Genomic DNA, 25,961 nt, shown 5'->3' with positions numbered 1-25,961 from the left:
GAGCGCCGGTCTCGACGACCAGCCTTCCATCACACAGCGTGCTCGTGCCATTACCCGAACGAGCGGGATTGGATCATCGCATTACTGGGCACAAAGAGGGACCTTGTACACCTTTGTGCGAGCGTGCCCCGGCCATGCCCCGCCGGCGCCGGTGGGCACCCCTTCGGCCGGGCGCCTGTGGGTCCCCTCGCACGCCCGGCACCGATGGGCGCCTTCGCCCGGCAACAGCCCGCCACCGGTGGGCACCCTCGCCCGGCAACCGGTGGGCGCCCTCCGCACGCCCGGCAAGTGGGCCCCATCGCCCGCCCGGCGCCGGTGGGCACCTTCCGCACACCCGGCGCCGCCGGGCCCCCTTCGCCCGGCCCCGGCACGGGCGACAATGAAGCGGTGACCAGTCCGGACCCGCTCGCCCCTCGACTCCCTTCACCGCTCCAGGAGGCCGGGGACAGCCGGTTCGGGCGGCGCGGCCTGCGCCTGCTGCTCAAACGCGACGACCTCATCCACCCCGAGCTCATCGGCAACAAGTGGCGCAAGTTGGTGCCGAACATCGAGGCCGCGGCCGGCCGGCCCCTGGTCACGTTCGGCGGCGCCTACTCCAATCACCTGCGGGCCACCGCCGCCGCGGGCCGCCTCCTCGGCCTCGGCACGACCGGCGTGGTCCGCGGCCAGGAGCTGGCCGGCCGCCCGCTCAACCCGTCCCTGGCGCGGTGCGCGGCCGACGGCATGCGCCTGCACTTCATCGACAGATCGACCTATCGGCACAAGTCCGACCCGCAGACCCTGGCCGCGATCCTGCGCGCGGCCGGCGCCGAGAACGCGTACCTCGTCCCCGAGGGCGGCAGCAACGCCGAGGCCGTGCGCGGCTGCCGGGCCCTCGGCGCGGAGCTGCGCGGCCACGCCGACGTGGTCGCGGTCGCCTGCGGCACCGGCGGCACGCTGGCCGGGCTCGCCGCCGGGCTGGGCGCGGATCAGCGGGCCCTCGGCGTGCCGGTCCTCAGGGGCGGCTTCCTGGCGGCCGACGTGCAGTCCCTGCAGGAACGTGCCTTCGGCCGCCGTACCGGCACCTGGTCGCTGGACGACCGGTTCCACTTCGGCGGTTACGCGCGCACGGCGCCCGGACTGGAGTCGTTCGCCCGCGACTTCGAGGACCGCCACGGACTGCCCGTGGAACGCCTCTATGTCGCCAAATTGCTCTACGGACTTGTCGCCCTCGCGGAAGAGGGCGCCTTCGCGCGCGGGACGACGATCGCGGCCGTCGTCACCGGGCGGCCGTTCCCCGAAGGCTGAGCCCTCCCGGCCGGATCAGGAGGCCTCCCGGTAGGCGGCCGCCTCCTCCAGGTCCAGCCGTCTGAGCAGGCCCCGCAGCATCTCGTCGTCGATGTAGCGGTGGTCGCGGAGCTTGACGAAGACCTCGCGCTCGGCGCTGATCATCTCGCGGGACAGCCGGCGGTAGGTGTCGTCCACGGACTCGCCGGTGACCGGGTTGACCTGCCCGAGCCGCTCCCACACGGCGTTGCGCCGGCGCTCCAGGGCGCCGCGCAGCCGGTCGGCGAGCGGTGGCGGCAGCGCGTTGCGCTCGTCGGAGAGGAGTTCCTCCAGGCGGTTCTCGGCGGCCCGGGAGGCCTGCGCCTGGGCGTTGGCCTCGGCGAGCGTCTCGGCCTGCCGGTCGCGCCCGGGGAACCGCATCAGGCGGATCACCGGCGCGAGCGTCAGGCCCTGCACGACCAGCGTGCCGATGACCGTGGTGAAGGTCAGGAAGAGGATCAGGTTGCGCTGCGGGAAGGGCGCCCCGCCGTGCACGGTGGCCGGGATCGAGAACGCGATCGCGAGGGACACCACGCCGCGCATGGCGGCCCAGGACGTCACGATCGGTGCCCGCCAGGTGGGGTTCTCCTCCCGCTCCCGGATGCGGCGGGAGAGCAGGCGCGGCAGGAAGGCCGCCGGGTACACCCACACGAAACGGGTCGCGACGACCACGAGGAAGACGGCGACCGCGTACCAGACCGCGTCGGCCCCCTGGTAGGTGCCGAGCCCGTGCAGGATCGGCGGCAGCTGCAGACCGATCAGGGCGAACACCGCCGACTCCAGCAGGAAGGCGACCATCTTCCACACCGCCTCCTCCTGGAGCCGGGTGGCGAAGTCGACCTCCCACGCGCGGTGCCCGAGGTAGACGGCGACGACCACGACCGCGAGCACGCCCGACGCGTGCACCTGCTCGGCGACCCCGTAGGCGACGAACGGGATCAGCAGCGAGAGCGTGTTCTGCAGCAGCGCCTCCGTGAGGTGGGTGCGCAGCCAGTGGATCGGCACCATGAGCACCAGGCCGACGACGACACCGCCGATCGCCGCGCGCAGGAACTCGCCGATCCCGCCCGCCCAGGTCGAGCCCTCGCCCACGGCGGCGGCGACGGCCACCCGGTAGGCGGTGATCGCGGTGGCGTCGTTCAGCAGGGACTCGCCCTGGAGGATCGTGGTGACCCGCGACGGCAGCCCGACCCGGCGCGCGATCGCCGCCGCCGCGACGGCGTCCGTCGGCGCCACGACCGCGCCCAGCACCAGTGCCGCGGGCAGCGGCAGGCCCGGGACGACGAGGTAGGCGGCCCAGCCGACGACGAAGGTCGCGAAGAGCACGTACCCGACGGAGAGCAGTCCGACGGGACGCAGCTGCGCCCGCAGGTCGAGGTAGGAGCTCTCGGTGCCCTCCTTGTAGAGCAGCGGGGGCAGCACCAGGGGCAGCACGACGTCGGGCTCGAGGGTGTAGTCGGGCACGCCGGGGACGTACGACACCACCAGGCCCGCCGCGACCAGCAGCAGGGGCGCCGGCACCGGGGTGCGCCGGGCGGCCCCCGCGACCGCGGCACTGCCCGCCACCAGCAACAGCAGGGGCAACACGTCCATGGTCCTCGCCCACCCTCTTTTTCCGCGCGGCCACCCGCACACCCGTCGTAATCTGGCAATCATGAAACAGTGCACGCACGTCGACGCGCTGCCGCATCCGGAACCCGCACCGCAGACCGCGACCTGCCCGGAGTGCCTGGCGAGCGGGATGCACCCGGTGCAGCTGCGGCTCTGTCTGACGTGCGGGCACGTGGGCTGCTGCGACTCCTCGGTCGGGCGGCACGCGACCGGGCACTACGAGGCGTCCGGTCACCCCGTGATGCGGACCTTCGAACCGGGCGAGGACTGGCGATGGTGCTTCGTCGACCACATCCTGGTCTGAGCGGTGATCGTGTTCCCGCTCGACGGCGTTCTCGTGTGACACTGCATGCGGCGGTGACCGTACGACGGTTCGAGCGTCGGACGCATGGGTACGTCAACCCGGCGCGCGCTCTTCCCATTTGGGCCCGCAGACATCTAGACACGGAGCGTATCCACAGCTTTACTGTGAGTGACGCCAAGGGGTCGGGGTCCCGGGGACAGAAACGTTCGGAGCGCGATAGCGTCACCGCTTGAACCACCTACGCGTTACCCCGGGGGGCGACCCTCGGCCCCGTAAAGCTTGTACCACCATGGAGGTGAGGGTGTCCCAGATCGCAGGCGAGCCCGCGGCGAACCAGGACTTCGTGGAAGTCCGCCTTCCGGCTGCGGGTGCCTACCTGTCGGTGCTGCGGACGGCCACGGCCGGTCTGGCGGCCCGCTTGGACTTCACCCTGGACGAGATCGAGGACTTGCGCATCGCCGTCGACGAGGCCTGCGCGATCCTGCTCCAGCAGGCCGTCGCCGGCTCGGTGCTCAGTTGCGTCTTCCGGCTCGTCGACGACTCGCTGGAGGTCACGGTGTCCGCCCCGACCACGGACGGCCACGCCCCCTCGCGGGACACGTTCGCCTGGACCGTGCTGTCGGCCCTCGCGGGCAAGGTCTCGTCCGCCGTCGACGAGGACAAGACGGTGTCGATCAGCCTCTACAAACAGCGCGGCGCGGGTCCCGGGCCGGCGTGAGGAACGGGGACGGTCCGGTGCGGGACGAAGAGCGCGGCACACGGGAGCTGCCGACCGGGGACGGGGGTGCCCTCTGGTCGAGCACGGACGAGACGACGTCCGGGGAGGGCCCTCAGGCCGGTTCCCGGCGCATGGCGGACGGCATCGACGGCATCCCCGAGCAGGCCAGACCCCACCCCGAGGACGAATCCACACGGGTCGGCGGTGAGAGCTCGGTGCCGGACGCGCCCGCAGGGGGACCCCGCGCGGGGGCGAGGGCTCGGGGAAGGGCTACGGGCGGGACGATGAGCGAGCACGAGCGGAACGCCGAGGACGCCGCGCCGGGTGCGGAAGCCGTGCAGGCGGCGCAGCACGAGCCCCACGACCGCAGCGGGGCCCGCGCGATGTTCGTCGAGCTGCGCAAACTGCAGGACGGCAGCCGGGAGTACGCCGAGCTGCGCAACCAGCTCGTCCGTATGCACCTGCCACTCGTGGAGCACCTGGCACGCCGGTTCCGCAACCGCGGCGAGCCGCTGGACGATCTCACCCAGGTCGCCACCATCGGCCTGATCAAGTCCGTCGACCGGTTCGACCCGGAGCGCGGCGTGGAGTTCTCCACGTACGCCACCCCGACCGTCGTCGGCGAGATCAAGCGGCACTTCCGCGACAAGGGCTGGGCGGTGCGCGTGCCGCGCCGGCTGCAGGAGCTGCGGCTCGCGCTCACCACGGCCACCGCCGAGCTGTCCCAGCTGCACGGCCGCTCCCCCACCGTGCACGAACTGGCCGAGAAGCTCGCCATCTCCGAGGAGGAGGTCCTGGAGGGCCTGGAGTCCGCGAACGCGTACTCCACGCTGTCCCTGGACGTCCCCGACACCGACGACGAGTCCCCGGCGGTCGCCGACACCCTCGGCGCCGAGGACGAGGCGCTGGAGGGAGTGGAGTACCGCGAGTCCCTCAAGCCGCTGCTGGAGGACCTGCCGCCCCGCGAGAAGCGCATCCTGCTGCTGCGCTTCTTCGGGAACATGACCCAGTCGCAGATCGCGCAGGAGGTCGGCATCTCCCAGATGCACGTCTCCCGGCTGCTGGCCCGCACGCTGGCCCAGCTGCGGGAGAAGCTGCTGGTGGAGGAGTGACGGCCGCTACTCGCCCCGGCCCGGTCCCTTGATGCCGAGGGCCCGGGTCGTCTCGCCGTTGACGAGGAGCACCAGGGCCGCCACGGCGACCACGGCCAGGACGGCACCGGCCGGGATGGCCATGCTGTCCGCCTTCAGCAGGTTGTAGGCGATCGGCAGCGCCATGACCTGGGTGATCACCGCGGGTCCACGGCTCCAGCCGCGCCGCAGCAGCAGACCGCGCGCGGCGAGCAGCGGCAGCAGCGCGAGCACGACGAGGGTGATCCCCAGGGTCACGGCCTGCTGCCGCCCGTCCGGATCGCCGGCGACGCCGAGCACGAGCACCCACAGGCCGCCGGCCACCAGCGCGGCGCCTTCCAGCGCGGCCAGCACGGCGGCGTACGTCAGCCGGCGCGGACGTGGCTCCTCGGCCGCGGCTGCGTCGGCGGTGTCCTGGACCGGGCTCTGCTCACTGCTCACCCCAGCAGGGTAGCCGTCGGCCGGGAGCGGGTCGCCCGCCGGATCGGGTACGCGGCCACCCCGCGGCCAGGACCCGAGTGTGCAGCCTCACGCCCCCTCTCTTACCGGATCCCTACCTCGGTCTGGGCCGGGTACCCCCCAGTAGGTACGCTGCCCTTCATGCGTGCACTTCTCGTGGTCAACCCGGCGGCAACCACCACCAGCGCACGCAGGCGTGACGTGCTGATCCACGCGCTGGCGAGCGAGATGAAGCTGGAGGCGGTCACCACCGAGTACCGCGGCCACGCACGGGACCTCGGCCGCCAGGCGGCGGAGAGCGACGACATCGACATGGTGGTCGCCCTCGGCGGCGACGGCACCGTGAACGAGGTCGTCAACGGACTGCTGCACGCCGGCCCCGCCCTGGACCGCCTGCCCGGTCTCGCCGTCGTCCCCGGCGGCTCCACCAACGTCTTCGCCCGCGCCCTGGGCCTGCCCAACGATCCCGTCGAGGCCACCGGCGCCCTGCTGGACGCGCTGCGCGAGGGCCGCGAGCGGGTCGTCGGCCTCGGTCTGACCTCGGGCACGCCCGGCACCGAGGACGAGGCGGTGCCGGACCGCTGGTTCACCTTCAACGCCGGGCTGGGCTTCGACGCGGGTGTCGTCGGCCGGGTCGAGCAGCAGCGCGAGCGCGGCAAGAAGTCGACGCACGCGCTGTACGTGCGTCAGGTGGTCCGCCAGTTTCTCGGCGAGCCGCACCGCCGGCACGGCACGATCACACTGGAGCGGCCCGGCGCGGACCCGGTCACGGATCTCGTCGTGGCCATAGTCTCGAACACGTCCCCGTGGACGTATCTCGGCAATCGCCCGATGTACACATCGCCTAAGGCCTCGTTCGACACCGGCCTCGACGTGCTCGGTCTCAGCCGCCTGTCGACGGCCGCGGTTGCCCGGTATGGCACCCAGTTGCTCACTTCGTCCCCCGAGCGCGGACCCCGCGGCAGGCATGTGCTCTCACTGCACGATCTGGACCGGTTCACCTTGCATTCGAAGGCGCCGCTGCCCCTTCAGATGGACGGTGACCACCTGGGGCTACGAACCAGCGTGACGTTCACAGGCGTACGCCGCGCACTGCGTGTGATTGTGTGAGCGGATCCGGCAAAAGTCCTTTCACTCGAACGTTTAGGCCAGGATCCACCCCATGGAAGTACGGCTGTGACCCAGTCGACACCGAGGAATCAAAAAAAACTTTCCGGAAGGGGTTGTATCCGTCGCTGAGGTTTGCGAGTCTCTACGTGGCGATCGGGACGGCCCGCAACACCGGCCTCCACTGATCACCGGAACCCCTCTTCACACCAAGGACCACGCCGGGGAAGACTCGGCGGTCGGCCCTTCCCTTGTCGAGGGATTCGTGAAAGCGTTCACATTCACAAGCAACTGAGCACGTAATACCAAGGAGAGGTAGCAGCCATGGACTGGCGTCACAACGCCGTTTGCCGCGAGGAAGACCCCGAGCTCTTCTTCCCCATCGGCAACACCGGTCCTGCGCTGCTGCAGATCGAGGAAGCCAAGGCCGTCTGCCGTCGCTGCCCGGTGATCGAGCAGTGTCTGCAGTGGGCGCTCGAGTCCGGTCAGGACTCCGGCGTCTGGGGTGGTCTCAGCGAGGACGAGCGCCGCGCCATGAAGCGCCGTGCCGCTCGCAACCGGGCTCGTCAGGCCTCCGCCTGACCTACCCACCCCTGCTGACAGCCTGAGCTTGGCGGCGCGTGCATCGCGTACGCATCTCCCGCCCCCGAGCCGCAGCGCGCAGTACCCCCGATGTGCTAAGCGACAATCGCGGAGCAGCAACGAGCACGAGCCTCGGACCAATGGTGGTCCGGGGCTTTTTGCTGCGCCCGGACTCCCGCCCGAACCCCCGTGCGCCGCACGGACCTGCCTACTTCTGCGCGCGCACCGGAAGGTCCAGGATCACCCGGGTCCCGCGCCCCGGCGCCGGCACCATGTCGAACGTTCCCCCCAACTCGCCCTCGACCAGCGTCCGTACGATCTGCAGACCCAGGTTGCCCGAGCGGTGCGGGTCGAAGCCCTCGGGCAGGCCGACGCCGTCGTCCTGCACGGTGACCAGGAGACGCGCCTCCTTGGGGGTGCCGCCGCGGACCGCGGAGACCTCCACCGTGCCGGTGTCGCCCTCGCGAAAGCCGTGTTCGAGGGCGTTCTGGAGGATTTCGGTGAGGACCATCGACAGCGGGGTGGCCACCTCGGCGTCGAGCACCCCGAACCGCCCGCTGCGCCGGCCGGTCACCTTGCCCGGCGAGATCTCGGCGACCATCGCGAGCACGCGGTCGGCGATGTCGTCGAACTCCACCCGCTCGTCCAGGTTCTGAGACAGCGTCTCATGCACGATGGCGATGGAGCCGACCCGGCGCACGGCCTCCTCCAGGGCCTCCCGGCCGCGCTCGGAGTCGATGCGCCGGGCCTGCAGGCGCAGCAGGGCGGCGACCGTCTGGAGGTTGTTCTTCACCCGGTGGTGGATCTCCCGGATGGTGGCGTCCTTGGTAATCAACTCCCGCTCGCGGCGCCGTAGTTCGGTGACGTCCCGGCACAGCACCAGCGAACCGATCCGGGTGCCCTTGGGCTTGAGCGGGATGGCCCGGAACTGGATGACCCCGTCGTTCGCCTCGATCTCGAACTCGCGCGGCGCCCAGCCGCTGGCCACCTTGGCGAGTGCCTCGTCCACCGGGCCCCGGGTGGGCGCGAGTTCGGCGGTGGTCTGCCCCAGGGGCTGGCCGACCAGGTCGGCGGCGAGGCCGAGGCGGTGGTAGGCGGACAGGGCGTTCGGGGAGGCGTACTGGACCATGCCGTCGGCGTCCAGCCGGATCAGGCCGTCGCCGACCCGCGGCGAGGCGTCCATGTCGACCTGCTGGTCCGGGAAGGGAAACGATCCTGCCGCGATCATCTGCGCGAGGTCGGAGGCGCTCTGCAGGTAGGTCAGCTCGAGCCGGCTCGGGGTACGGACGGTGAGCAGGTTGGTGTTGCGGGCGATCACGCCGAGAACGCGGCCCTCGCGCCGTACGGGGATGGACTCGACCCGGACGGGGACCTCCTCGCGCCACTCCGGGTCGCCCTCGCGCACGATCCGGCCCTCGTCCAGCGCCGCGTCCAGCATGGGCCGCCGGCCGCGCGGGACCAGGTGGCCGACCATGTCGTCCTGGTAGGAGGTCGGGCCGGTGTTGGGGCGCATCTGGGCGACCGAGACGTACCGGGTGCCGTCGCGGGTGGGGACCCACAGAACCAGGTCGGCGAAGGAGAGGTCGGAGAGCAGCTGCCACTCCGAGACCAGCAGGTGGAGCCACTCGAGGTCGGAGTCGTCGAGGGCGGTGTGCTGGCGGACCAGTTCGTTCATGGAGGGCACGTCTGCGAGCGTACCCGCGGGCCTCGCCCGGCCGGAAAAACACCCGCGGGCCGCGGCGCCTGGAAGGGACCCTCAACCCTCCCGGCACCGCAGCCCGGAGCATCATCGGCCGTGGGGTGTGCGGTCCCGGTCGGCCGAAGGCCGAGGAGCCGGGGCAGTCAGGGCAGAGAGCACCGGTTCCTCGTCCGCCTTCCTGTGCGGGGAAGACGGAAGCTTGTTCTCCTGAATTGTGGACTAGACCACAGGGGCGTGTCCACGGTCCTGTCGGTATGCATGACGGACGGCACCCGATGCCACGCAGCCTAGCCCGGCCGGGTCAGCCGTGGGGCCAGATGGTCATGGCAATTTCCGCGAGCGCTTCGAGCTGCTCCCGGCTCGCCCCGTCCCGGGCCTGCTGGGACATGCCCTGGATCATCGCGCCGGCGTGCCGGGCGAGCGCGGCGGCGTCGGTGCCCGGCGGCAGCAGCCCGGCCGCGACGTCCGCCCGGATGCGGGACTCGACCGCGGCCACATCGGCCTTGCGCCGCTCCCGCAGCAGCCGCTCCACCTCCGGGCTGGTGCAGTTGGTCGCGGCATGCGCGACCAGGCAGCCGTAGGGATGGGCGGGGTCGGTGTACACGGCGGCGGCCTCGCGCAGCATGCGCGCGACGGCCGCGCGGGCGGTGGGCTCCTCGGCGAGCGCGCGGTCGCCGAAGGCGCCGTGCGTGCCGGTGTAGACGCCGACGACCTCCTCGAACAGGGTGCGCTTGTCGCCGAAGGCCGCGTACAGGCTCGGCGCCCCGATGCCCATGAGCCGGGTCAGGTCGGAGACGGAGGTGGCCTCGTAGCCGCGCTCCCAGAAGGCCATGAGCGCCTTCCCCAGCACGGTGGCACGATCGAAGGAGCGCGGGCGGCCGCGCGGTTTCGGGGCGTCGGCCTGTGTCTTCGTGTCCTGCCCGGTCACCATGCACGCGATTTTATAGCGGCCCCTAGAAAAACACAGGGGGCCGGACCCGCAGGGCGCCATTCTGTTAGATTGGTCTAAACCACATAGACGCACAGAGCCCTCTCCAGAACGGCAGGCCCAGCGTGGAAGTTGTCATCGTTCCGGACGCCGCGGCGGGCGGCAAGCTGATCGCCGAGGCCATGGCCCAGCTGCTGCGACGCAAGCCGGACGCCCTGCTCGGCGTGGCCACCGGCTCCACCCCGCTCCCCGTCTACCAGGCGCTGAGCGCCAAGGTGCGCTCCGGCGCCGTGGACGCCTCCCGGGCGCGGATCGCCCAGCTCGACGAGTACGTGGGACTGCCCGCCGACCACCCCGAGTCCTACCGGTCCGTGCTGCGCCGGGAGGTGCTGGAGCCGCTCGGCATCGGCATGGACGCGTTCCTGGGCCCCGACGGCACGGCCGAGGACGTCCAGGCGGCGTGCGAGGCGTACGACCGCGCGCTCGCCGAGGCCGGCGGCGTCGACCTCCAACTGCTGGGCATCGGCACCGACGGGCACATCGGGTTCAACGAGCCCTGCTCCTCACTCGCCTCGCGCACCCGCATCAAGACCCTGACCGAGCAGACCCGGATCGACAACGCGCGCTTCTTCGACGGCGACATCGAGCAGGTCCCGCACCACGTCATCACCCAGGGCATCGGCACCATCCTGGAGGCCCGCCACCTGGTGCTGCTGGCGACCGGCGACGGCAAGGCGGACGCGGTCGCCGCGACCGTCGAGGGGCCGGTCGCGGCTGTCTGCCCGGCCTCCGCGCTCCAGCTCCACCCGCACGCCACGGTGGTCGTCGACGAGGCGGCGGCGGCCGAGCTGAAGCTGGCCGACTACTTCCGGCACACCTACGCCAACAAGCCGGAGTGGCAGGGCATCTAGGCCGGGGCCGGCACGGGCGGCGGGCCCCTGCCGGTCCGGCACCCGCCCCGCCCACCCCGATGGACTAGACCAACCCGGGTCGCGACGGTATACAGAAGGATCACGGAGCGTGCGGGTGGAGTCCTGAACACACGAACCCGTGCCACGATGTGAGCCGTGGCCGATGGGGATGTCGGTCGCTTTCGGCATCCGGAGCCGGGAAGGCAGAGCATGAGCACCGACGTCAGCAGTGCGGAGAACGAGGCCGGCGCGACCGTCCGTACCGCGCGCGTCCCGAAGTACTACCGCCTGAAGAAGCACCTGCTCGACATGACGGAGACGCAGGCGCCGGGCACGCCGGTCCCGCCCGAGCGCACGCTGGCGGCCGAGTTCGACACCTCCCGCACCACCGTCCGCCAGGCCCTTCAGGAACTGGTCGTGGAGGGCCGGCTGGAACGCATCCAGGGCAAGGGCACGTTCGTCGCCAAGCCCAAGGTCTCCCAGGCGCTGCAGCTCACCTCCTACACGGAGGACATGCGCGCCCAGGGCCTGGAGCCGACCTCGCAGCTGCTGGACATCGGGTACATCACCGCCGACGACCGGCTCGCCGGGCTGCTCGACATCGCGGGCGGCGGACGCGTGCTGCGCATCGAGCGGCTGCGCATGGCCAACGGCGAGCCCATGGCGATCGAGACCACGCACCTGTCCGCCAAGCGCTTCCCGGCGCTGCGCCGCTCCCTGGTGAAGTACACGTCCCTCTACACCGCGCTCGCCGAGGTCTACGACGTCCATCTCGCCGAGGCCGAGGAGACCATCGAGACCTCGCTCGCCACCCCGCGCGAGGCCGGCCTGCTCGGCACCGACGTCGGCCTGCCGATGCTGATGCTCTCCCGCCACTCCCTGGACCGCGAGGGCAAGCCGGTGGAGTGGGTGCGCTCGGTGTACCGGGGCGACCGCTACAAATTCGTGGCCAGGCTGAAGCGGCCCGCCGAGTAGGACGCGCCCACCGTCGCTGAATCGATATACCGAGATCGGGACGAGGTCTTCCGCTTCCACGACACCGTCACCTACATTGCCTGCGCATTACACAGGTATCAGCGAGGGGACGGAGCCGTGGCATGTCCGAAACGCCTGAAGTGAGACCACCGGTGGTGACACCGGTCCGAGTGATCATCGGCCTGTGTCTCGTAGTGCCCTTCGTGGCGATGCTGTGGGTCGGCTCGTACGCGAAGGCGGACCCCGCGTTCATCGGGATCCCGTTCTTCTACTGGTACCAGATGGCGTGGGTGCTGATCTCCACCGCGCTCACGATGCTCGCCTACAAGCTGTGGCAGCACGACCAGCGCACCCGCGCCTCGCAGAAGGGCGGTGCCACCCAGTGAACAACGGCGTCAACGGAGTCGCGCTCGGCGTCTTCATCTTCTTCTTCCTGGCCGTCACGGTCATGGGCTTCCTCGCCGCGCGCTGGCGCAAGGCGGAGAACGAGCACTCCCTGGACGAATGGGGCCTGGGCGGCCGGTCGTTCGGCACCTGGATCACCTGGTTCCTGCTCGGCGGCGACCTCTACACGGCGTACACCTTCGTCGCCGTGCCCGCGGCGATCTACGCGGCGGGCGCGTCCGGCTTCTTCGCGGTGCCGTACACGATCCTGGTCTACCCGCTGATCTTCACCTTCCTGCCCCGACTGTGGTCGGTCTCGCACCGCCACGGGTACGTCACCACCTCCGACTTCGTGCGCGGCCGGTTCGGCTCGAAGGGCCTGTCGCTCGCGGTGGCGCTGACCGGCATCCTCGCGACGATGCCGTACATCGCGCTGCAGCTCGTGGGCATCCAGGCGGTGCTCGACGTGATGGGCGTCGGCGGCGGCGACAACACCAACTGGTTCGTGAAGGACCTGCCGCTGCTGATCGCCTTCGGTGTGCTGGCGGCCTACACGTACTCCTCCGGTCTGCGGGCCCCGGCGCTGATCGCGTTCGTCAAGGACGCGCTGATCTACATCGTCATCGCGGTGGCGATCATCTACATCCCGATCAAGCTGGGCGGGTTCGACGACATCTTCGCCAAGGCCGGCCACGCCTTCAGCCAGGTCAACCCGGCCACGGGCAAGCCGCGCGGCGCGCTCGCCCCGCCGGAGGCCGGCCAGTGGACGTACGCCACCCTGGCGCTCGGCTCCGCGCTCGCCCTGTTCATGTACCCGCACTCGATCACCGCGACGCTCTCCTCGAAGAGCAGGGAGGTGATCCGGCGCAACACCACGATCCTGCCGCTGTACTCCCTCATGCTCGGCCTGCTGGCCCTGCTGGGCTTCATGGCGATCGCGGCCGGGGTGAAGGTCACCAACGGGCAGCTGGCGATCCCGCAGCTGTTCGAGAACATGTTCCCGGACTGGTTCGCCGGCGTGGCCTTCGCCGCCATCGGCATCGGCGCCCTGGTGCCCGCGGCCATCATGTCCATCGCGGCGGCGAACCTGTTCACCCGCAACATCTACCGGGACTTCATCAACCCGGACGCCACGCCGAAGCAGGAGGCGCAGGTCTCCAAGATCGTGTCGCTGCTGGTGAAGGTCGGCGCCCTGATCTTCGTCCTCACCATGGACAAGACGGTCGCCATCAACTTCCAGCTGCTCGGCGGCATCTGGATCCTGCAGACCTTCCCGGCCCTGGTCGGCGGCCTGTTCACCCGCTGGTTCCACCGCTGGGCGCTGCTCGCGGGCTGGGCGGTCGGCATGGTGTACGGCACGGTCGCCGCGTACGGCGTCGCCTCCCCGACGCAGAAGCACTTCGGCGGCTCCGCGAAGGACATCCCGGGCATCGGCGAGATCGGCTACATCGGCCTGACGGCCTTCGTGCTCAACGTCGTGGTCACGGTGGTCCTCACCTTCGTCCTGAAGGCCCTGAAGGCCCCCGAGGGCCTCGACGAGACCCGGCCGGAGGACTACACGGCCGACGCGGGCGACCCGGGCGTCCAGGTGGAACTGCCGCCCGCGACGGCGGGCGCCGGTCACTAGGCCCCCCTCGTACGACGGGCCGCCGGAGGGATCCGGCGGCCCGTTGTCGTACCCGTCCGGCACACTCGGTGCCATGGACATCGTGATCCGGCAGGCCGTGCCCGGCGACTACGCCGCCCTGGGGGAGATCACCGCCCAGGCCTACCTCCGGGACGGGCTGCTCGACTTCGGCGAGAGCGACCGGTACCTGGGCGAGCTGCGCGACGTGGCCAAGCGGGCGGCCGCGGCCGACGTGCTCGTGGCCACCCGGGACGGCACCCTGCTCGGCGGGGTCACCTTCGTGCCGTGCGGCGGCCCCATGGCCGACATAGCCCGCCCGGGCGAGGCCGAGATCCGCATGCTCGCCGTCGACCGCGCGGCCCGCGGCCGGGGCGCCGGCGAGAGCCTGGTGCGCGCCTGCATCGACCGCGCGCGGGCGACACGGGGCTGCACGGCCGTCGTGTTGTCGACCCAGCGGACCATGCACGCGGCCCACCGCATCTACGAGCGCCTGGGCTTCGCCCGCGTACCGGAGCGCGACTGGAACCCGCTCCCGGACCTCGACGACATCACCCTCCTCACCTATGAGTTGACGCTGTGAAGCCGGACCGACACAACATCTGGGGGTGACGCGGCAGCCCGGCACTAGATGTATGCTCATGCTCGCTGTCGCCGCAGGGGAATCCGGTGCGAATCCGGAACTGTCCCGCAACGGTGTACTTGTGCGTGTCTGCGCACAGGAGTCAGTCCGAGGACCTGCCGGCAGCGCACCCGGCCGTCCGGTCCGGGTGCTTTGAGACGTCCGGGCCTCGTGGAGTGGGCCGGTGGACGCGACGCCGTGCGCGCTCGTGGCTGCCCCCTGCCCTCCGCCAGGCCCCGTGCCGAGCGAGGGAGAGCCCCACGTGACGATCGCGCCAGCAGATCCGGTCTCAGCCGGCGGCCTGGAGACCGACGGTCCCGGTGCCGCGGTGCTGCGGACCCTGACCGAGCTGACCGCCGACCTCCCCGACGCCGACCCCGGCCGGGTCGCCGCCGCCGCGCTGCGCGGCCGGTCGGCCCATGCCGACGAGGCGGAGCTGCGCGAGCTGGCCACGGAGGCCGCCGCCGGGCTCATCTCCGAGGACCCCGCCTACTCACGGCTGGCCGCCCGGCTGCTGACCCTCGCCATCCGGGCCGAGGCCGCCTCGCAGGGCGTGACGACCTTCACCCAGTCCGTGGCCGTGGGCCATCGGGAGGGACTCATCGCCGACCGGACCGCCGCGTTCGTACGGCTGCACGCCGAGCGGCTGGACCGGCTCGTCGACCCGGCCGCCGACGACCGCTTCGGCTACTTCGGGCTGCGCACCCTGCACAGCCGCTATCTGCTGCGGCACCCGATCACCCGCAAGGTCGTCGAGACGCCCCAGCACTTCATGCTGCGCGTCGCGGCCGGCCTGGCCGAGGACGACACCGCCCGCTCCGTCGACGAGGTCGCCGCGCTCTACGGGCTCATGAGCCGCCTCGACTACCTGCCCTCCTCCCCCACGCTCTTCAACTCCGGCACCCGGCACCCCCAGATGTCGTCCTGCTACCTGCTGGACTCCCCCCTGGACCAGCTGGACTCCATCTACGACCGCTACCACCAGGTCGCCCGGCTGTCGAAGCACGCCGGCGGCATCGGTCTGTCCTACTCCCGCATCCGTGCGCGCGGTTCGCTGATCCGCGGCACCAACGGGCACTCCAACGGCATCGTGCCGTTCCTGAAGACCCTGGACGCCTCCGTCGCGGCCGTGAACCAGGGCGGCCGGCGCAAGGGCGCGGCCGCGGTGTACCTGGAGACCTGGCACGCCGACATCGAGGAGTTCCTGGAGCTGCGGGACAACACCGGTGAGGACGCTCGCCGTACGCACAACCTGAACCTCGCGCACTGGATCCCGGACGAGTTCATGCGCCGGGTGAACGCCGACGGGCAGTGGTCGTTGTTCTCCCCGGCGGACGTGCCGGAGCTGGTGGACCTGTGGGGCGAGGAGTTCGACGCCGCCTACCGCGCGGCGGAGCGCAAGGGGCTCGCGAAGAAGACCATCCCGGCCCGCGAACTGTACGGCCGCATGATGCGCACCCTCGCGCAGACCGGCAACGGCTGGATGACCTTCAAGGACGCCGCCAACCGCACCGCCAACCAGACGGCCGAGCCTGGCCACGTCATCCACTCCTCCAACCTCTGCACGGAGATCCTGGAGGTCACGAACGACGGCGAGACGGCCGTCTGCAACCTGGGGTCGGTCAATCTCGGCGCGTTCGTGCGCGACGGCGACATGGACTGGGCGCGGCTGGACGAGACGGTGCGCACGGCCATCACCTTCCTCGACCGGGTCGTGGACATCAACTTCTATCCCACCGAGGAGGCGGGCCGCTCGAACGCCAGGTGGCGTCCCGTCGGCCTCGGCGCGATGGGCCTGCAGGACGTCTTCTTCAAGCTGCGCCTGCCCTTCGACTCGCCCGAGGCGAAGCAGCTGTCCACCCGTATCGCCGAGCGCATCATGCTCGCCGCGTACGAGGCCTCCGCCGACCTCGCCGAGCGCAACGGCCCGCTGCCGGCCTGGGAGAAGACCCGTGCCGCGCGCGGCGTGCTGCACCCCGACCACTACGACGTCGAGCCGGCCTGGCCCGAGCGCTGGGCGGCGCTGCGCGAACGCATCGCGGCCGTCGGCATGCGCAACTCCCTGCTCCTCGCCATCGCCCCGACGGCGACCATCGCCTCCATCGCGGGCGTGTACGAGTGCATCGAGCCGCAGGTGTCCAACCTGTTCAAGCGCGAGACGCTGTCCGGTGAGTTCCTCCAGGTCAACTCCTACCTGGTGCAGGACCTGAAGGACCTGGGCGTGTGGGACGCGCGCACCCGCGAGGCGCTGCGCGACTCGGGCGGCTCGGTGCAGGGCTTCGCGTGGATCCCCGAGGAGGTGCGCGCGCTGTACCGCACGGCGTGGGAGATCCCGCAGCGCGGCCTGATCGACATGGCCGCGGCCCGCACCCCGTTCCTGGACCAGGCGCAGTCCCTGAACCTGTTCATGGAGACGCCGACCATCGGCAAGCTCTCCTCGATGTACGCGTACGCCTGGAAGTCGGGCCTGAAGACGACGTACTACCTGCGCTCCCGCCCGGCGACCCGGATCGCCCGCGCGGCCCAGGCGCAGAAGACCATCCCCGTCCAGCAGGCCGCCGACCCCGACGCCGTCGCCTGCTCCCTTGAGAACCCCGAGTCCTGCGAGGCCTGCCAGTAATGTCCACCCGTAACGCCAACCTGCTCGACCCGGGCTTCGAGCTGACGCTGCGCCCGATGCGCTACCCGGACTTCTACGAGCGCTACCGGGACGCGATCAAGAACACCTGGCACGTGGAGGAGGTCGACCTCCACTCGGACGTCGCCGACCTCGCGAAGCTGACGCCCGAGGAGCAGCACCTCATCGGCCGGCTGGTCGCGTTCTTCGCGACGGGCGACTCGATCGTCGCCAACAACCTGGTGCTGACGCTCTACAAGCACATCAACTCCCCCGAGGCGCGGCTGTATCTGAGCCGTCAGCTGTTCGAGGAGGCGGTGCACGTCCAGTTCTATCTGACGCTGCTGGACACCTACCTGCCCGACCCGGACGACCGGGCGGCGGCCTTCGCGGCCGTGGAGAACATCCCCTCCATCCGCGAGAAGGCCGGGTTCTGCTTCAAGTGGATCAACGAGGTGGAGAAGATCGAGCGGCTGGAGACGAAGGCCGACCGCCGCCGCTTCCTGCTCAACCTGATCTGCTTCGCCGCGTGCATCGAGGGCCTGTTCTTCTACGGCGCCTTCGCGTATGTCTACTGGTTCCGCAGCCGGGGTCTGCTGCACGGCCTGGCGACCGGCACCAACTGGGTGTTCCGCGACGAGACGATGCACATGTCCTTCGCCTTCGACGTGGTCGACACCGTCCGCAAGGAGGAGCCGGACCTGTTCGACGACGCGCTCGGGCAGCAGGTCACCGACATGCTGAAGGAGGCCGTCGAGGCCGAGCTGCAGTTCGCGCGCGACCTGTGCGGTGACGGCCTCCCGGGCATGAACACCGACTCCATGCGCCAGTACCTGGAGTGCGTGGCCGACCAGCGCCTGACCCGGCTGGGCTTCGTGCCGGTGTACGGCTCGGAGAACCCCTTCTCCTTCATGGAGCTTCAGGGCGTTCAGGAGCTGACGAACTTCTTCGAGCGCCGTGCGTCGGCGTACCAGGTCGCGGTGGAGGGCACAGTCGACCTCGACGAGGACTTCTGATCCCTCCTCTCCTCCCGGGCCTCCTGGGCCCTCCTGATCTGCCGGTCGACGATCCGGTCCCGCACGATGCCGGTCACCGCCGGGAGGACCAGGAGGCCCAGGATGCCGATCACGGCGACCATGCCGAGCAGTACCTGTGTCTGTGCCGTAGTCATGACATCACTGTCGCGCCGGATGCTCCTTACCGGGAGTGGCAGGACTGCCGCACACCCTCGATTTACTGCCACCGCCCGGGGCACACTGGCGGCATGCTGCAGAACGTGGTCGCCGTCCTCCTCGACGGCGTGAACCCCTTCGAACTCGCCGTCGTCTGCGAGGTGTTCGGCACCGACCGCAGTGACGAGGGACTGCCGGTGTACGACTTCGCGGTCGCCTCGGCCGAGGGCCCGCTGCTGCGCTCGCGCGCGGGCTTCTCGCTGCAGGTCGAGCACGGCCTGGAGCGCCTGGAACAGGCCGACCTCATCGCCGTGCCGGCCGGGTCCGGCTACGACGCGCGCGCGTTCCCGCCCGAACTGCTGCAGGCACTGCGCCGCGGCGTGGACCGCGGGGCCCGGGTGCTCAGCGTCTGCTCGGGCGTCTTCGTGCTCGCCGCGGCCGGGCTGCTGGACGGCCGGCGATGCGCCGTGCACTGGCACCACGCGGAGGAGCTGGCCCGCCAGTATCCACGGCTGAACGTCGAGCCGGACGTCCTCTACGTCGACGAGGACCCGGTGTTCACCTCCGCGGGCACCGCCGCCGGGATCGACGCCTGTCTGCACCTGGTGCGCAAGGAGCAGGGGCCAAAGGTCGCAGGCCGGATCGCCCGCCGGATGGTGGTGCCGCCGCACCGGGACGGCGGGCAGGCGCAGTACATCGAGCGGCCGCTGCCCAAGGCCCCGTGCGACACCGTCGGCGAGGTCCTGGTGTGGATGGAGGAGCACCTCGACCAGGAGGTGACCGTCGACCAGCTCGCCGCCCGTGCCCACATGGCCCCGCGCACCTTCGCGCGCCGCTTCCAGCAGGAGACCGGGACGACCCCGTACCGGTGGCTGCTGCGGCAACGGGTGCTGCGCGCCCAGGAGTTGCTGGAGGGCACGGACGAGACCATGGACGCGATCGCCTGGCGCACCGGGTTCGGCACGGCGGCCGCGCTGCGGCACCAGTTCACGCGGGCGCTCGGCACCACGCCCCACGCCTACCGGCGCGCGTTCCGCGGCCCCGAGGCCGCCTGAGCGCGCGCCGGTATCAGGAGTCGCCCGTCACCACTCAACGGGCCTGAGCAGGAGCCTGTGCGGGCGGAGGGTGATGCCCACCCGGGTGGTGTCGTCGGACCCGCCGACCTGCTCGAAGCGGTACCTCGCCGAGATCGCCGCGGTGATCAGGCTCAGCTGGGTCAGGGAGAAGTGGTCGCTGGGGCACTTGCGGTTGCCGACGCTGAACGGGCTCATCGCGTACTTCGGGACCTCCTTGGCCCGCTCGGGCAGCCAGCGGTCGGGGTCGAACTCGAGATTCCGGTCGTAGGAGCGGGCGTCGCGCTGGATGGCGTACGGGCTGTAGACGATGTCCGCCCCGGCCGGAATGCGATAGCCGCCGAGCGAGGTGTCGGCGACCGCGCGCCGCGTCAATATCCATACCGCGGGCCTGAGCCGCATGGCTTCGAGGACGACATTGTTGGTGTGCGTGAGTGAGCGGACGTGCTCGAATCCGACGGGCCGGCTGCCGGTCACGGATTCGACCTCGGCTCGTACCTTCTCGGCGTGTTCCGGGTGTTCCGCGAGGACCTGGAGGAGCCACATGATCGTGGACGCGACCGTTTCACTGCCGGGGGTGAGTATCGCGACGACCTGGTCGTGGATCTCCTGTTCCCCGATGGGGTCGCCATTGTCGTCCTTCGCCTCCAGCAATGCCGTCAGCAAATCGTCCGGCTTTTGACCAGACGCCCTCCGCTCGGCGACGATCTCGTCGACCAGCTGATGCAAATCGGCCAGCGCCCGGTTGAATTCGCGGTTGGCCGGGAACGGCAGCCGGTACAGCGGTCCGAGCGGGATCACCATCCGCCGGTACATGCCGCGGAAGACGGAGGCGAGGTCGACGCTGAGCCGCTCGGCGCGCTCGTCCATGTACTCGCCGCGCAGCAGGCAGCGGGCGGCGATACGGACGGCGACCCGGAAGGACTCCGAGGTGCAGTCGATGGTTCCGCCAGGCTGCCAGCGCTCGGTCAGCGCGTGCGCCTCCTCCTCCATCACCGGCGCGTAGTTCGGGATCGCGTCCAGCCGGAACGCGGGCTGGATGGTGCGGCGCTGGCGGCGGTGCCGGGGGCCGTTGGCGGTGGCGACCCCCTCCTTGCCGAGCAGGCCCTCCAGGGACTCCCACAGGGGGCCGTCGATCTTGAAGTCGGTGCTGAGCGCGAGCGCGCCCGTCAGCGCCGGTGTGGTGACGGCGTACACCGTCTTGGGGCCCAGCTTCAGGCGCACGATGTCACCGTGCTCGCGCAGCCCGGACATGAAGGCCAGCGGGTCGCGGACCAGCTTCAGGCCGTGGCCGAGGACCGGCACCGCGCCCCCGGCCAGGGGCGGTTCGCGCAGCTGTGCCGGCGCGGGGGTCGCGGGCCTCACAGACTCGACGGTCATTTCTCACCTGCCGCTTCGTTCGTGACGTACGGGGGCGTGGACCGGTCGTCCCAGGTGTCGACCATGTAGCGGCCGGACTCGTGATGGAACCAGTAGACCGAGCTGAACCAGTTGCGCATATTGCCGACGCAGGAGCGGACGGCGGCGCTCAATTCCTTTCCGGGGACCGTGCCGTCGGCCAGTTCGTCGGCCAACTGCAGCGCTTCCCTTTCCGCTTTCAGGAATTCGCTGATGCATTCCTCGACGCGCCGCCTGACCTCGTCCACGGCTTCTTCGAGTGTCAGCCCCTCATGGGTGATGAGGCTGATTCCGAGATTGTGGACCTCGTCGCCCGCTATTTCCTTGGGCAGCGAGCACAGGTCGTTGTACCAGGCGGCGAATTCCTGGCTGAGCAGCGCGGCCCGGCGATAGGCCGGGTGTGTGCGTACGGCGCTCGGGAGTTCCCGGCCCGCGCTGGGCTCCAGCAGATCCGTCCAGATCCAGTGCGCGAACGTCAGCCGGCGCAGGGCGAGGTATTCCTCGACGCCGGGGACGCGTCCCTCGGTGCGATTGCGGAACTCGCGGTCGTAGGCCTCGACGACCGCGTGGAAGTGCCGGGCGAACCGCCGGTTCCAGGTGCGGGGCAGGAAGCCGTACAGCCGCAGCACGCTGTCGGCGAACCCCGCTACCAGCGGGTCCGGGTGGTGCAGATGGTGCCGGGGTGCGTCGAGGGCCGCGTGCAGGCGGTACCTCAGCCGCCGCCAGTCGCCGGCCCGGCCGTGCACGATGTCGCGGTCGTGGCGGTCGTCCCAGACGAAGAACCACGCGCTGTAGTCCGCTATGGCCTGCAGGACCTCGTCGGCGGCGTCGGTGTAGTAGCCCGCCATGAGGTCGGTGTAGCACAGTCCGTCGGCATATTCCCGCACCTTGTCCGCCGGCATCAGCCGCTTTTCGAGCAGCCAGAGCCGTGTCTTCTCCTGGAGCTGCGGCCAATACGGATGCAGTTGCCGGGGAAAGTGGGACTCGATCATCGGGAGTGCCAGTGAGGGCGGTACGACCGCCTTCGGTGTCGCCGTGGTGCTGTGTGGGAAAGCTTGCACGGAACAAACCCCTCTCAGCCGCCAGGTGCGCACGCCCCTCCCGTGTTGTGCCGGGCGTGCGCCGTTGCGTATCCCCGCACTTCCATTCAGCACCACAACTGACCGCCGTGGGAACGGATTTGCTTCACTCACTACCCCAAGATGCCGAGAATCCCCCCTTGCGTGACTGATTGGGGATCACTAGGGCCCCGGAAGCGATCGGTTGTACGACGCACGCATGAGCGAAGGCGGACAGCGAGAAGGGCGCCCGGCCGGGAGTGATCCCGCCCGGGCGCCCTTCGACGGGCCTGTGGCGCCTAGTCGTTGGCGACCACGGGGTAACGCGGCTCGTTCTCGGCCATCTGCCGCAGCGCGTCCTTGCGGTCCCGCTTGGACAGCCGGTCGATGTACAGGTAGCCGTGCAGGTGGTCGGTCTCGTGCTGCAAACACCGTGCGAAGTAGCCGGTGCCGCGCACCTTGACCGGGTTGCCCCGCTCGTCCTGGCCGGTGACCTCGGCGTAGTCGGGACGCGCGAGCGGTGCGTACGCCCCCGGCACGGACAGGCAGCCCTCGTTGCTGTCGTCCAGGCGCCGCTGCTCGGCGGGCAGGTCGACCACCTTCGGGTTGCACACCACGCCGACGTGCCGGACGCCCTCGTCGTCCTGGCAGTCGTAGACGAAGACCTTCAGGTCGACACCGATCTGGTTGGCGGCCAGGCCCACACCCTCGGCGGTGCGCTGGCTGGCGAACATGTCGGCGACCAGCTGCTGCAGCTCCTCGCCGAACTCGGTGACGTCCTTGCACTCCTTGTGCAGCACCGGATGGCCGACGACCGTGATGGGCCGCGAGGTCCCGCGCTCCCGCCAGGCCTTCTCGCGCGCTTCGCAGTCCTCCGTGTCGACGACATAACCCTCATCGTCGACGGGGAGCACGCCCGCGTGCTGCTGATCGGTGTCCTGCTGCGCCATGACCGACGTACGCCTTCCTGCAAGCCTGGAAATCTCTGCGGGTACAGCCTAAAGGTGGCTGGTGACCGGCCGCTCAGCAAACCTCTTCCAGGTCCCGCCAGTCCCGCGTGTCCGGGCTGTCCGCGACCCAGCCGTCCAGCAGCCCGCGCACCAGCGACGCCGGCGCCGCCACCCCGCACTCGCGCTCGGGCACCCACAGCTGCCCGTCCGTCCGGTGCCCCAGCGGGCCGGGGTGCCCGGGCTCGCTGTGGTCGTGCGGATCCAGGTGCTCGCCCTCCCCCTCGTCGGAGGGCATGCGGGACTCGCTGCACATCCGGCACAGCAGCCGCACCGAGGACGACCAGTCCTCCGCGGCGAACCCGGCGTCGGCCGCGAGCTGCTCCAGCGCGTCCCGGTCCGCCTCGGTGGCCGCCTCCAGCAGCACCACCCAGGTGGGCACGGGCGAGGGCGCCCACAGCTCGATCTCGTCGAAGACCGGGTAGCTGTGCCCGGCGGAGGTGGTGCGCTCGCCGTGCGGGACGCCGTCGTGCAGGACCACCTCGCCCCAGCGCCGTCCCGAGGAGGGCAGCGGGATGGACAGGACCTCCAGGCGCGCCGGGTCCAGCCTGCGGCCCCACACCACCTCGGCCTCGCCCTCCGGGGAGAGCCGCACGGCCGCGCTGCCCAGCTCCATGCCGAGCGGTTCGCCTGCCGCGGCGGCGCCCCCGGGCACCTTCAGCCCGTAGGCCTGCCAGGCGCGGCGGGCCAGCGACCAGTCCTGCAGGGCGGTCGCGGCGATGCCGACGTTCCACCAGTCGGGCGCGCCGGTCTCGCGGTCGAGCAGCGCGACCGCGCGCAGTCCGGCGGCGCGGGCCTGCTCCCAGTCGTGCCGGAACTTGTGCAGCAGCGCGAGGTTGAACCAGGACTCCGACAGCCAGGGCTCCAGGTCGGCGGCGCGGGTCAGCAGTTCCCCCGCGTCCTCGTACCGACCGTCACCGATCAGCGTGAACGCGCGGTCGGTGGCCTGCCGCCAGGAGGCGGAGGGCCGGTGCCGTCCCTTTCCGAAGATCCTCACGATTCCCGCCTGCCAGTTCCAGTTCCGCACAGTGGGCTGGCTTGTGCCCCCGCACACCCTTCCCTCGCATCCAACCACGTACGGCGGGAAAGGCGCTCATTACCCATGGGTTACCCAGCTGCGGACGGGGTCAGACAGTGCCGTGCGTCTCCCGCCGCGCCCGGCCGGCCCGGTCTCCCGCCACCCGTGCGGCCGGGACAGCACCCGGGCGAGCGACTCCACGACTTCGGGTGCGTACTCGCCGGCGGTGCCCAGACGCAGCTCCTCCAGCGCGCGCAGCGGGCCCTCGGGGCCGGCGTCGCGGGCCTTCTCCTCGTACGCGTTCACGGCCCGGACGATGCGCGCGGCGACCGGCTGTTCCCGGTAGGGGTCGGCCTGCCGCTCCACGACGACGGCGACCGCCGGATCCACCCCGGTCTGCCGTACGACGGCCCCGCCGAGCAGGGCGATGCGCCGCTGCTCCTCGGGCGGCAGCCCGGCGGTGGCGCCCGCGGGCACCGGGTCGACGAGGCTGAGCTGGCCGATGTCGTGCATGAGGGCCGCGTGCTCCAGCACGGTCAGCTCGCCCTCGGTCATGCCCAGGTCGCGGCCGACGGCGAGGCAGAGCGCGGCGACGCGGCGGGCGTGGCCGGCGGGGGTGCAGCCGGCGATCTCGGTGGCTCGGGCGAGGGAGGCGATGGTCTGCCGGTAGGTGGCGCGGACGGCCGCGTACCGGCGGACGGAGAGCTGGGTGAGCAGCAGGGGCAGGCAGAACACGGGCAGCGCCCACAGTCCGGCGACGGCGACGGCGAGCGCCATCACCGCGCCGGTCGCGCACACGGCGGAGCCGATGCCGGGCAGCCCGCGCAGTTCCTCGCGCAGCAGCGGGCCGAACGGCCAGCCGGTGCGGGAGTGGACGAGGGCGGTGGCCAGCACGGCGTCGCACAGCTCGGTCAGGCCCAGCAGGGTGACGAGCAGCAGGGCGTAGGCGGGGCCGCCCCAGGAGGCGAACACGCCCCGGCCGTAGAGGGGCTGGAAGCAGACGGCGGCGAAGCCGACGGTGAGCACGCGGCGGGCCAGGTGGTCCAGGGTGGGGGTGCGGCCGCGCCAGATGTGCGGGACGGCGCCGAGCAGGGCGGCGGCGAGGACGACGGTGACGACCTGGGCGGCGCCGTGCCCGGACGGCCGCCCGGCGTCGGCCCCCAGCAGGGCGTACGACAGCGCTCCGGCGGCGCCGAGCGGCGCGGCCTGCCGTACCTCCACGCCGCTCCAGCGGGTCAGTTCGCCGACGGCGGTGAGCACCCCGAAGGCGAGCGCGACGCCCGGGTCCTCCACACCGGTCCACAGGGTGACGGCGAGGGAGCCGGCCGCGGTGGCGGCGGCCGCGCCGTGGATGAGCCGCAGGGCGGTCACCGGGGTGCCCCGCGGCTGGGAACGGCCTGCCCCCGGGGAGGGATGCCGTGGTCCGGCTCGTCGGCGGTGACGGCGGGGTGCCAGCCCTCGCGGGAGAGGGCGCGGGCGAGCGCGGTGACCATGCGCGGGTCGAACTGCGTCCCCGCGCAGCGCTCCAGCTCGGCGACGGCCGCCTCGACGGGCCGGGCCCGGCGGTAGGAGCGGGTGGAGGTCATGGCGTCGAAGGCGTCCGCGACGGCGACGACCCGGGCGCATTCGGGAATCCCCGTGCCGACCAGGCCGTAGGGGTAGCCGCTGCCGTCCAGGCGCTCGTGGTGGTGCAGGATCGCGGCGCGGGCCTCGCCGAGGAAGGAGATCCCGCGGACCATCTCGTGGCCGTACTCGGGATGCAGTTCGATGATCCGCCGTTCCTCGGGGGTGAGCGGCCCGTCCTTGCGCAGCAGCCGGGTGGGGACGCCGAGCTTGCCGACGTCGTGCAGGATGCCGGCGAAGCGCAGCACCTCGACACGGTCGTCGTCCATGCCGAGTTCACGGGCGATCATCACGGAGGCCTGTCCGACGCGCTCGCTGTGGCCGCGGGTGTAGCCGTCCTTGATGTCGACGGCCTGCACGAGCGCACGGATGGTGGCCTGGTGGGCGGCGCGTTCGCGGTGGTACTGGGCGAACACCCACCAGGAGACCCACATCGGCAGCAGCACGAGCAGCGCCGCGACCGGGCCGTACGGGCTGCGCCACAGGACGGCCATCATCAGCCCGGCGAGCGAGTGCACCGCGGTCGGCGCGAGCGAGCGTCCCGCCGCACCGCGCCAGGCCCGCCGCGACGGGACGCCGAGGGCGGCCACGCGGATGCCGCCGTCGAGGAGGGCGAGGATCAGGCAGAAGGCGAGC

General features: G+C 71.2%; 25 protein-coding genes and 1 riboswitch. Of the genes, 14 read left to right on the top strand and 11 right to left on the bottom strand.

The window, feature by feature from the left end:
* Positions 1-387: 387 nt before the first annotated feature.
* Complete coding sequence (locus ACLU3S_RS12355) at positions 388-1,287, top strand: 1-aminocyclopropane-1-carboxylate deaminase/D-cysteine desulfhydrase (protein ID WP_413951832.1); 900 nt, start codon at positions 388-390, stop codon at positions 1,285-1,287.
* Positions 1,288-1,302: 15 nt separating this feature from the next.
* Here the strand turns inward: ACLU3S_RS12355 and ACLU3S_RS12350 are convergent, their stop codons facing one another.
* Positions 1,303-2,898, bottom strand: coding sequence for a Na+/H+ antiporter (locus tag ACLU3S_RS12350; RefSeq protein WP_413951831.1), 1,596 nt, complete (start codon positions 2,896-2,898; stop codon positions 1,303-1,305).
* Between the two features lie 61 nt (positions 2,899-2,959).
* Between ACLU3S_RS12350 and ACLU3S_RS12345 the strand changes: the two genes are divergently transcribed.
* The 3 genes from ACLU3S_RS12345 to ACLU3S_RS12335 all read left to right on the top strand — a co-directional run bounded on the left by ACLU3S_RS12345 (position 2,960) and on the right by ACLU3S_RS12335 (position 5,050).
* Entirely contained in the window at positions 2,960-3,220 is a 261-nt protein-coding gene (locus ACLU3S_RS12345) for a UBP-type zinc finger domain-containing protein (protein ID WP_413951830.1), read from the top strand.
* A 301-nt stretch (positions 3,221-3,521) separates the two neighbouring features.
* Positions 3,522-3,938: an anti-sigma regulatory factor gene (locus tag ACLU3S_RS12340; RefSeq protein ID WP_201840538.1), complete on the top strand. Its 417-nt coding sequence runs from the start codon at positions 3,522-3,524 to the stop codon at positions 3,936-3,938.
* Positions 3,939-3,955: 17 nt separating this feature from the next.
* Positions 3,956-5,050 carry an RNA polymerase sigma factor SigF gene (locus ACLU3S_RS12335; protein WP_413951829.1) on the top strand — a complete coding sequence of 365 codons (1,095 nt, stop codon included), beginning with the start codon at positions 3,956-3,958 and terminating at the stop codon, positions 5,048-5,050.
* A 6-nt stretch (positions 5,051-5,056) separates the two neighbouring features.
* Here the strand turns inward: ACLU3S_RS12335 and ACLU3S_RS12330 are convergent, their stop codons facing one another.
* The gene (locus tag ACLU3S_RS12330; RefSeq protein ID WP_413951828.1) at positions 5,057-5,509 is read right to left on the bottom strand and encodes a hypothetical protein; all 453 of its coding nucleotides are present in this window, start codon (positions 5,507-5,509) and stop codon (positions 5,057-5,059) included.
* Between the two features lie 159 nt (positions 5,510-5,668).
* Between ACLU3S_RS12330 and ACLU3S_RS12325 the strand changes: the two genes are divergently transcribed.
* Positions 5,669-6,637, top strand: a complete 969-nt coding sequence (locus ACLU3S_RS12325; protein ID WP_413951827.1) for a diacylglycerol/lipid kinase family protein — start codon at positions 5,669-5,671, stop codon at positions 6,635-6,637.
* Between the two features lie 321 nt (positions 6,638-6,958).
* The gene (locus ACLU3S_RS12320) at positions 6,959-7,216 is read left to right on the top strand and encodes a WhiB family transcriptional regulator (protein ID WP_003992873.1); all 258 of its coding nucleotides are present in this window, start codon (positions 6,959-6,961) and stop codon (positions 7,214-7,216) included.
* A 208-nt stretch (positions 7,217-7,424) separates the two neighbouring features.
* Here ACLU3S_RS12320 and ACLU3S_RS12315 read toward each other — a convergent pair whose 3' ends face one another.
* Both ACLU3S_RS12315 and ACLU3S_RS12310 read right to left on the bottom strand, forming a co-directional pair.
* Positions 7,425-8,891, bottom strand: coding sequence for a sensor histidine kinase (locus tag ACLU3S_RS12315; RefSeq protein ID WP_413951854.1), 1,467 nt, complete (start codon positions 8,889-8,891; stop codon positions 7,425-7,427).
* A 325-nt stretch (positions 8,892-9,216) separates the two neighbouring features.
* Positions 9,217-9,846: a TetR/AcrR family transcriptional regulator gene (locus ACLU3S_RS12310; RefSeq protein WP_413951826.1), complete on the bottom strand. Its 630-nt coding sequence runs from the start codon at positions 9,844-9,846 to the stop codon at positions 9,217-9,219.
* A 122-nt stretch (positions 9,847-9,968) separates the two neighbouring features.
* Between ACLU3S_RS12310 and nagB the strand changes: the two genes are divergently transcribed.
* The 7 genes from nagB to ACLU3S_RS12275 all read left to right on the top strand — a co-directional run bounded on the left by nagB (position 9,969) and on the right by ACLU3S_RS12275 (position 17,992).
* The gene (gene nagB / locus ACLU3S_RS12305; protein ID WP_413951825.1) at positions 9,969-10,754 is read left to right on the top strand and encodes a glucosamine-6-phosphate deaminase; all 786 of its coding nucleotides are present in this window, start codon (positions 9,969-9,971) and stop codon (positions 10,752-10,754) included.
* 210 nt (positions 10,755-10,964) lie between these two features.
* Positions 10,965-11,729, top strand: coding sequence for a GntR family transcriptional regulator (locus tag ACLU3S_RS12300; protein WP_413951824.1), 765 nt, complete (start codon positions 10,965-10,967; stop codon positions 11,727-11,729).
* Between the two features lie 122 nt (positions 11,730-11,851).
* Complete coding sequence (locus ACLU3S_RS12295) at positions 11,852-12,115, top strand: DUF3311 domain-containing protein (protein ID WP_413951823.1); 264 nt, start codon at positions 11,852-11,854, stop codon at positions 12,113-12,115.
* On the top strand, positions 12,112-13,740 hold the full coding sequence (gene mctP / locus ACLU3S_RS12290) for a monocarboxylate uptake permease MctP (RefSeq protein ID WP_413951822.1): 1,629 nt from the start codon (positions 12,112-12,114) through the stop codon (positions 13,738-13,740). Before ACLU3S_RS12295 ends, mctP begins: the two co-directional genes overlap by 4 nt.
* 73 nt (positions 13,741-13,813) lie before the next feature.
* The gene (locus ACLU3S_RS12285) at positions 13,814-14,320 is read left to right on the top strand and encodes a GNAT family N-acetyltransferase (protein WP_413951821.1); all 507 of its coding nucleotides are present in this window, start codon (positions 13,814-13,816) and stop codon (positions 14,318-14,320) included.
* A 45-nt stretch (positions 14,321-14,365) separates the two neighbouring features.
* Positions 14,366-14,498: riboswitch (cobalamin riboswitch) on the top strand.
* A 123-nt stretch (positions 14,499-14,621) separates the two neighbouring features.
* Positions 14,622-16,979, top strand: a complete 2,358-nt coding sequence (locus ACLU3S_RS12280; RefSeq protein ID WP_413951820.1) for a ribonucleoside-diphosphate reductase subunit alpha — start codon at positions 14,622-14,624, stop codon at positions 16,977-16,979.
* Positions 16,979-17,992 (top strand): ribonucleotide-diphosphate reductase subunit beta, encoded by a 1,014-nt coding sequence (locus ACLU3S_RS12275; protein ID WP_413951819.1) that lies wholly within the window; start codon positions 16,979-16,981, stop codon positions 17,990-17,992. The genes ACLU3S_RS12280 and ACLU3S_RS12275 overlap by 1 nt, the downstream gene beginning before the upstream one ends.
* On the opposite strand, the gene ACLU3S_RS12270 is transcribed toward ACLU3S_RS12275, so the two are convergent.
* Complete coding sequence (locus ACLU3S_RS12270; protein ID WP_413951818.1) at positions 17,905-18,147, bottom strand: hypothetical protein; 243 nt, start codon at positions 18,145-18,147, stop codon at positions 17,905-17,907. The two genes, ACLU3S_RS12275 and ACLU3S_RS12270, sit on opposite strands and share 88 nt — an antisense overlap.
* A gap of 93 nt (positions 18,148-18,240) precedes the next feature.
* Here ACLU3S_RS12270 and ACLU3S_RS12265 point away from each other — a divergent pair, with 93 nt between their 5' ends.
* A complete protein-coding gene (locus ACLU3S_RS12265; RefSeq protein ID WP_413951817.1) occupies positions 18,241-19,203 on the top strand; it encodes a helix-turn-helix domain-containing protein in 963 nt (320 codons plus the stop codon).
* Positions 19,204-19,230: 27 nt separating this feature from the next.
* Here the strand turns inward: ACLU3S_RS12265 and ACLU3S_RS12260 are convergent, their stop codons facing one another.
* The 6 genes from ACLU3S_RS12260 to ACLU3S_RS12235 form a co-directional block, all read right to left on the bottom strand.
* Positions 19,231-20,601: a cytochrome P450 gene (locus tag ACLU3S_RS12260; protein ID WP_413951816.1), complete on the bottom strand. Its 1,371-nt coding sequence runs from the start codon at positions 20,599-20,601 to the stop codon at positions 19,231-19,233.
* On the bottom strand, positions 20,598-21,680 hold the full coding sequence (gene cyc1 / locus ACLU3S_RS12255) for an epi-isozizaene synthase (RefSeq protein WP_413951815.1): 1,083 nt from the start codon (positions 21,678-21,680) through the stop codon (positions 20,598-20,600). The genes ACLU3S_RS12260 and cyc1 overlap by 4 nt, the downstream gene beginning before the upstream one ends.
* Before the next feature lie 296 nt (positions 21,681-21,976).
* Positions 21,977-22,627 carry a peptide deformylase gene (gene def / locus ACLU3S_RS12250; protein ID WP_413951814.1) on the bottom strand — a complete coding sequence of 217 codons (651 nt, stop codon included), beginning with the start codon at positions 22,625-22,627 and terminating at the stop codon, positions 21,977-21,979.
* A gap of 73 nt (positions 22,628-22,700) precedes the next feature.
* A complete protein-coding gene (locus ACLU3S_RS12245) occupies positions 22,701-23,681 on the bottom strand; it encodes a tetratricopeptide repeat protein (RefSeq protein WP_413951813.1) in 981 nt (326 codons plus the stop codon).
* Positions 23,682-23,780: 99 nt separating this feature from the next.
* The gene (locus ACLU3S_RS12240; protein WP_413951812.1) at positions 23,781-25,073 is read right to left on the bottom strand and encodes an HD-GYP domain-containing protein; all 1,293 of its coding nucleotides are present in this window, start codon (positions 25,071-25,073) and stop codon (positions 23,781-23,783) included.
* Positions 25,070-25,961: HD-GYP domain-containing protein (locus tag ACLU3S_RS12235; protein ID WP_413951811.1), on the bottom strand; the 892-nt coding region annotated here is incomplete at its 5' end. The genes ACLU3S_RS12235 and ACLU3S_RS12240, both read right to left, overlap by 4 nt.

This window comes from Streptomyces sp. AF1A (genome assembly GCF_047340315.1).
GTDB lineage: Bacteria > Actinomycetota > Actinomycetes > Streptomycetales > Streptomycetaceae > Streptomyces.
Note: the sequence above shows the minus strand (reverse complement) of the source record. Positions and strands in the feature narration are given on the sequence as shown.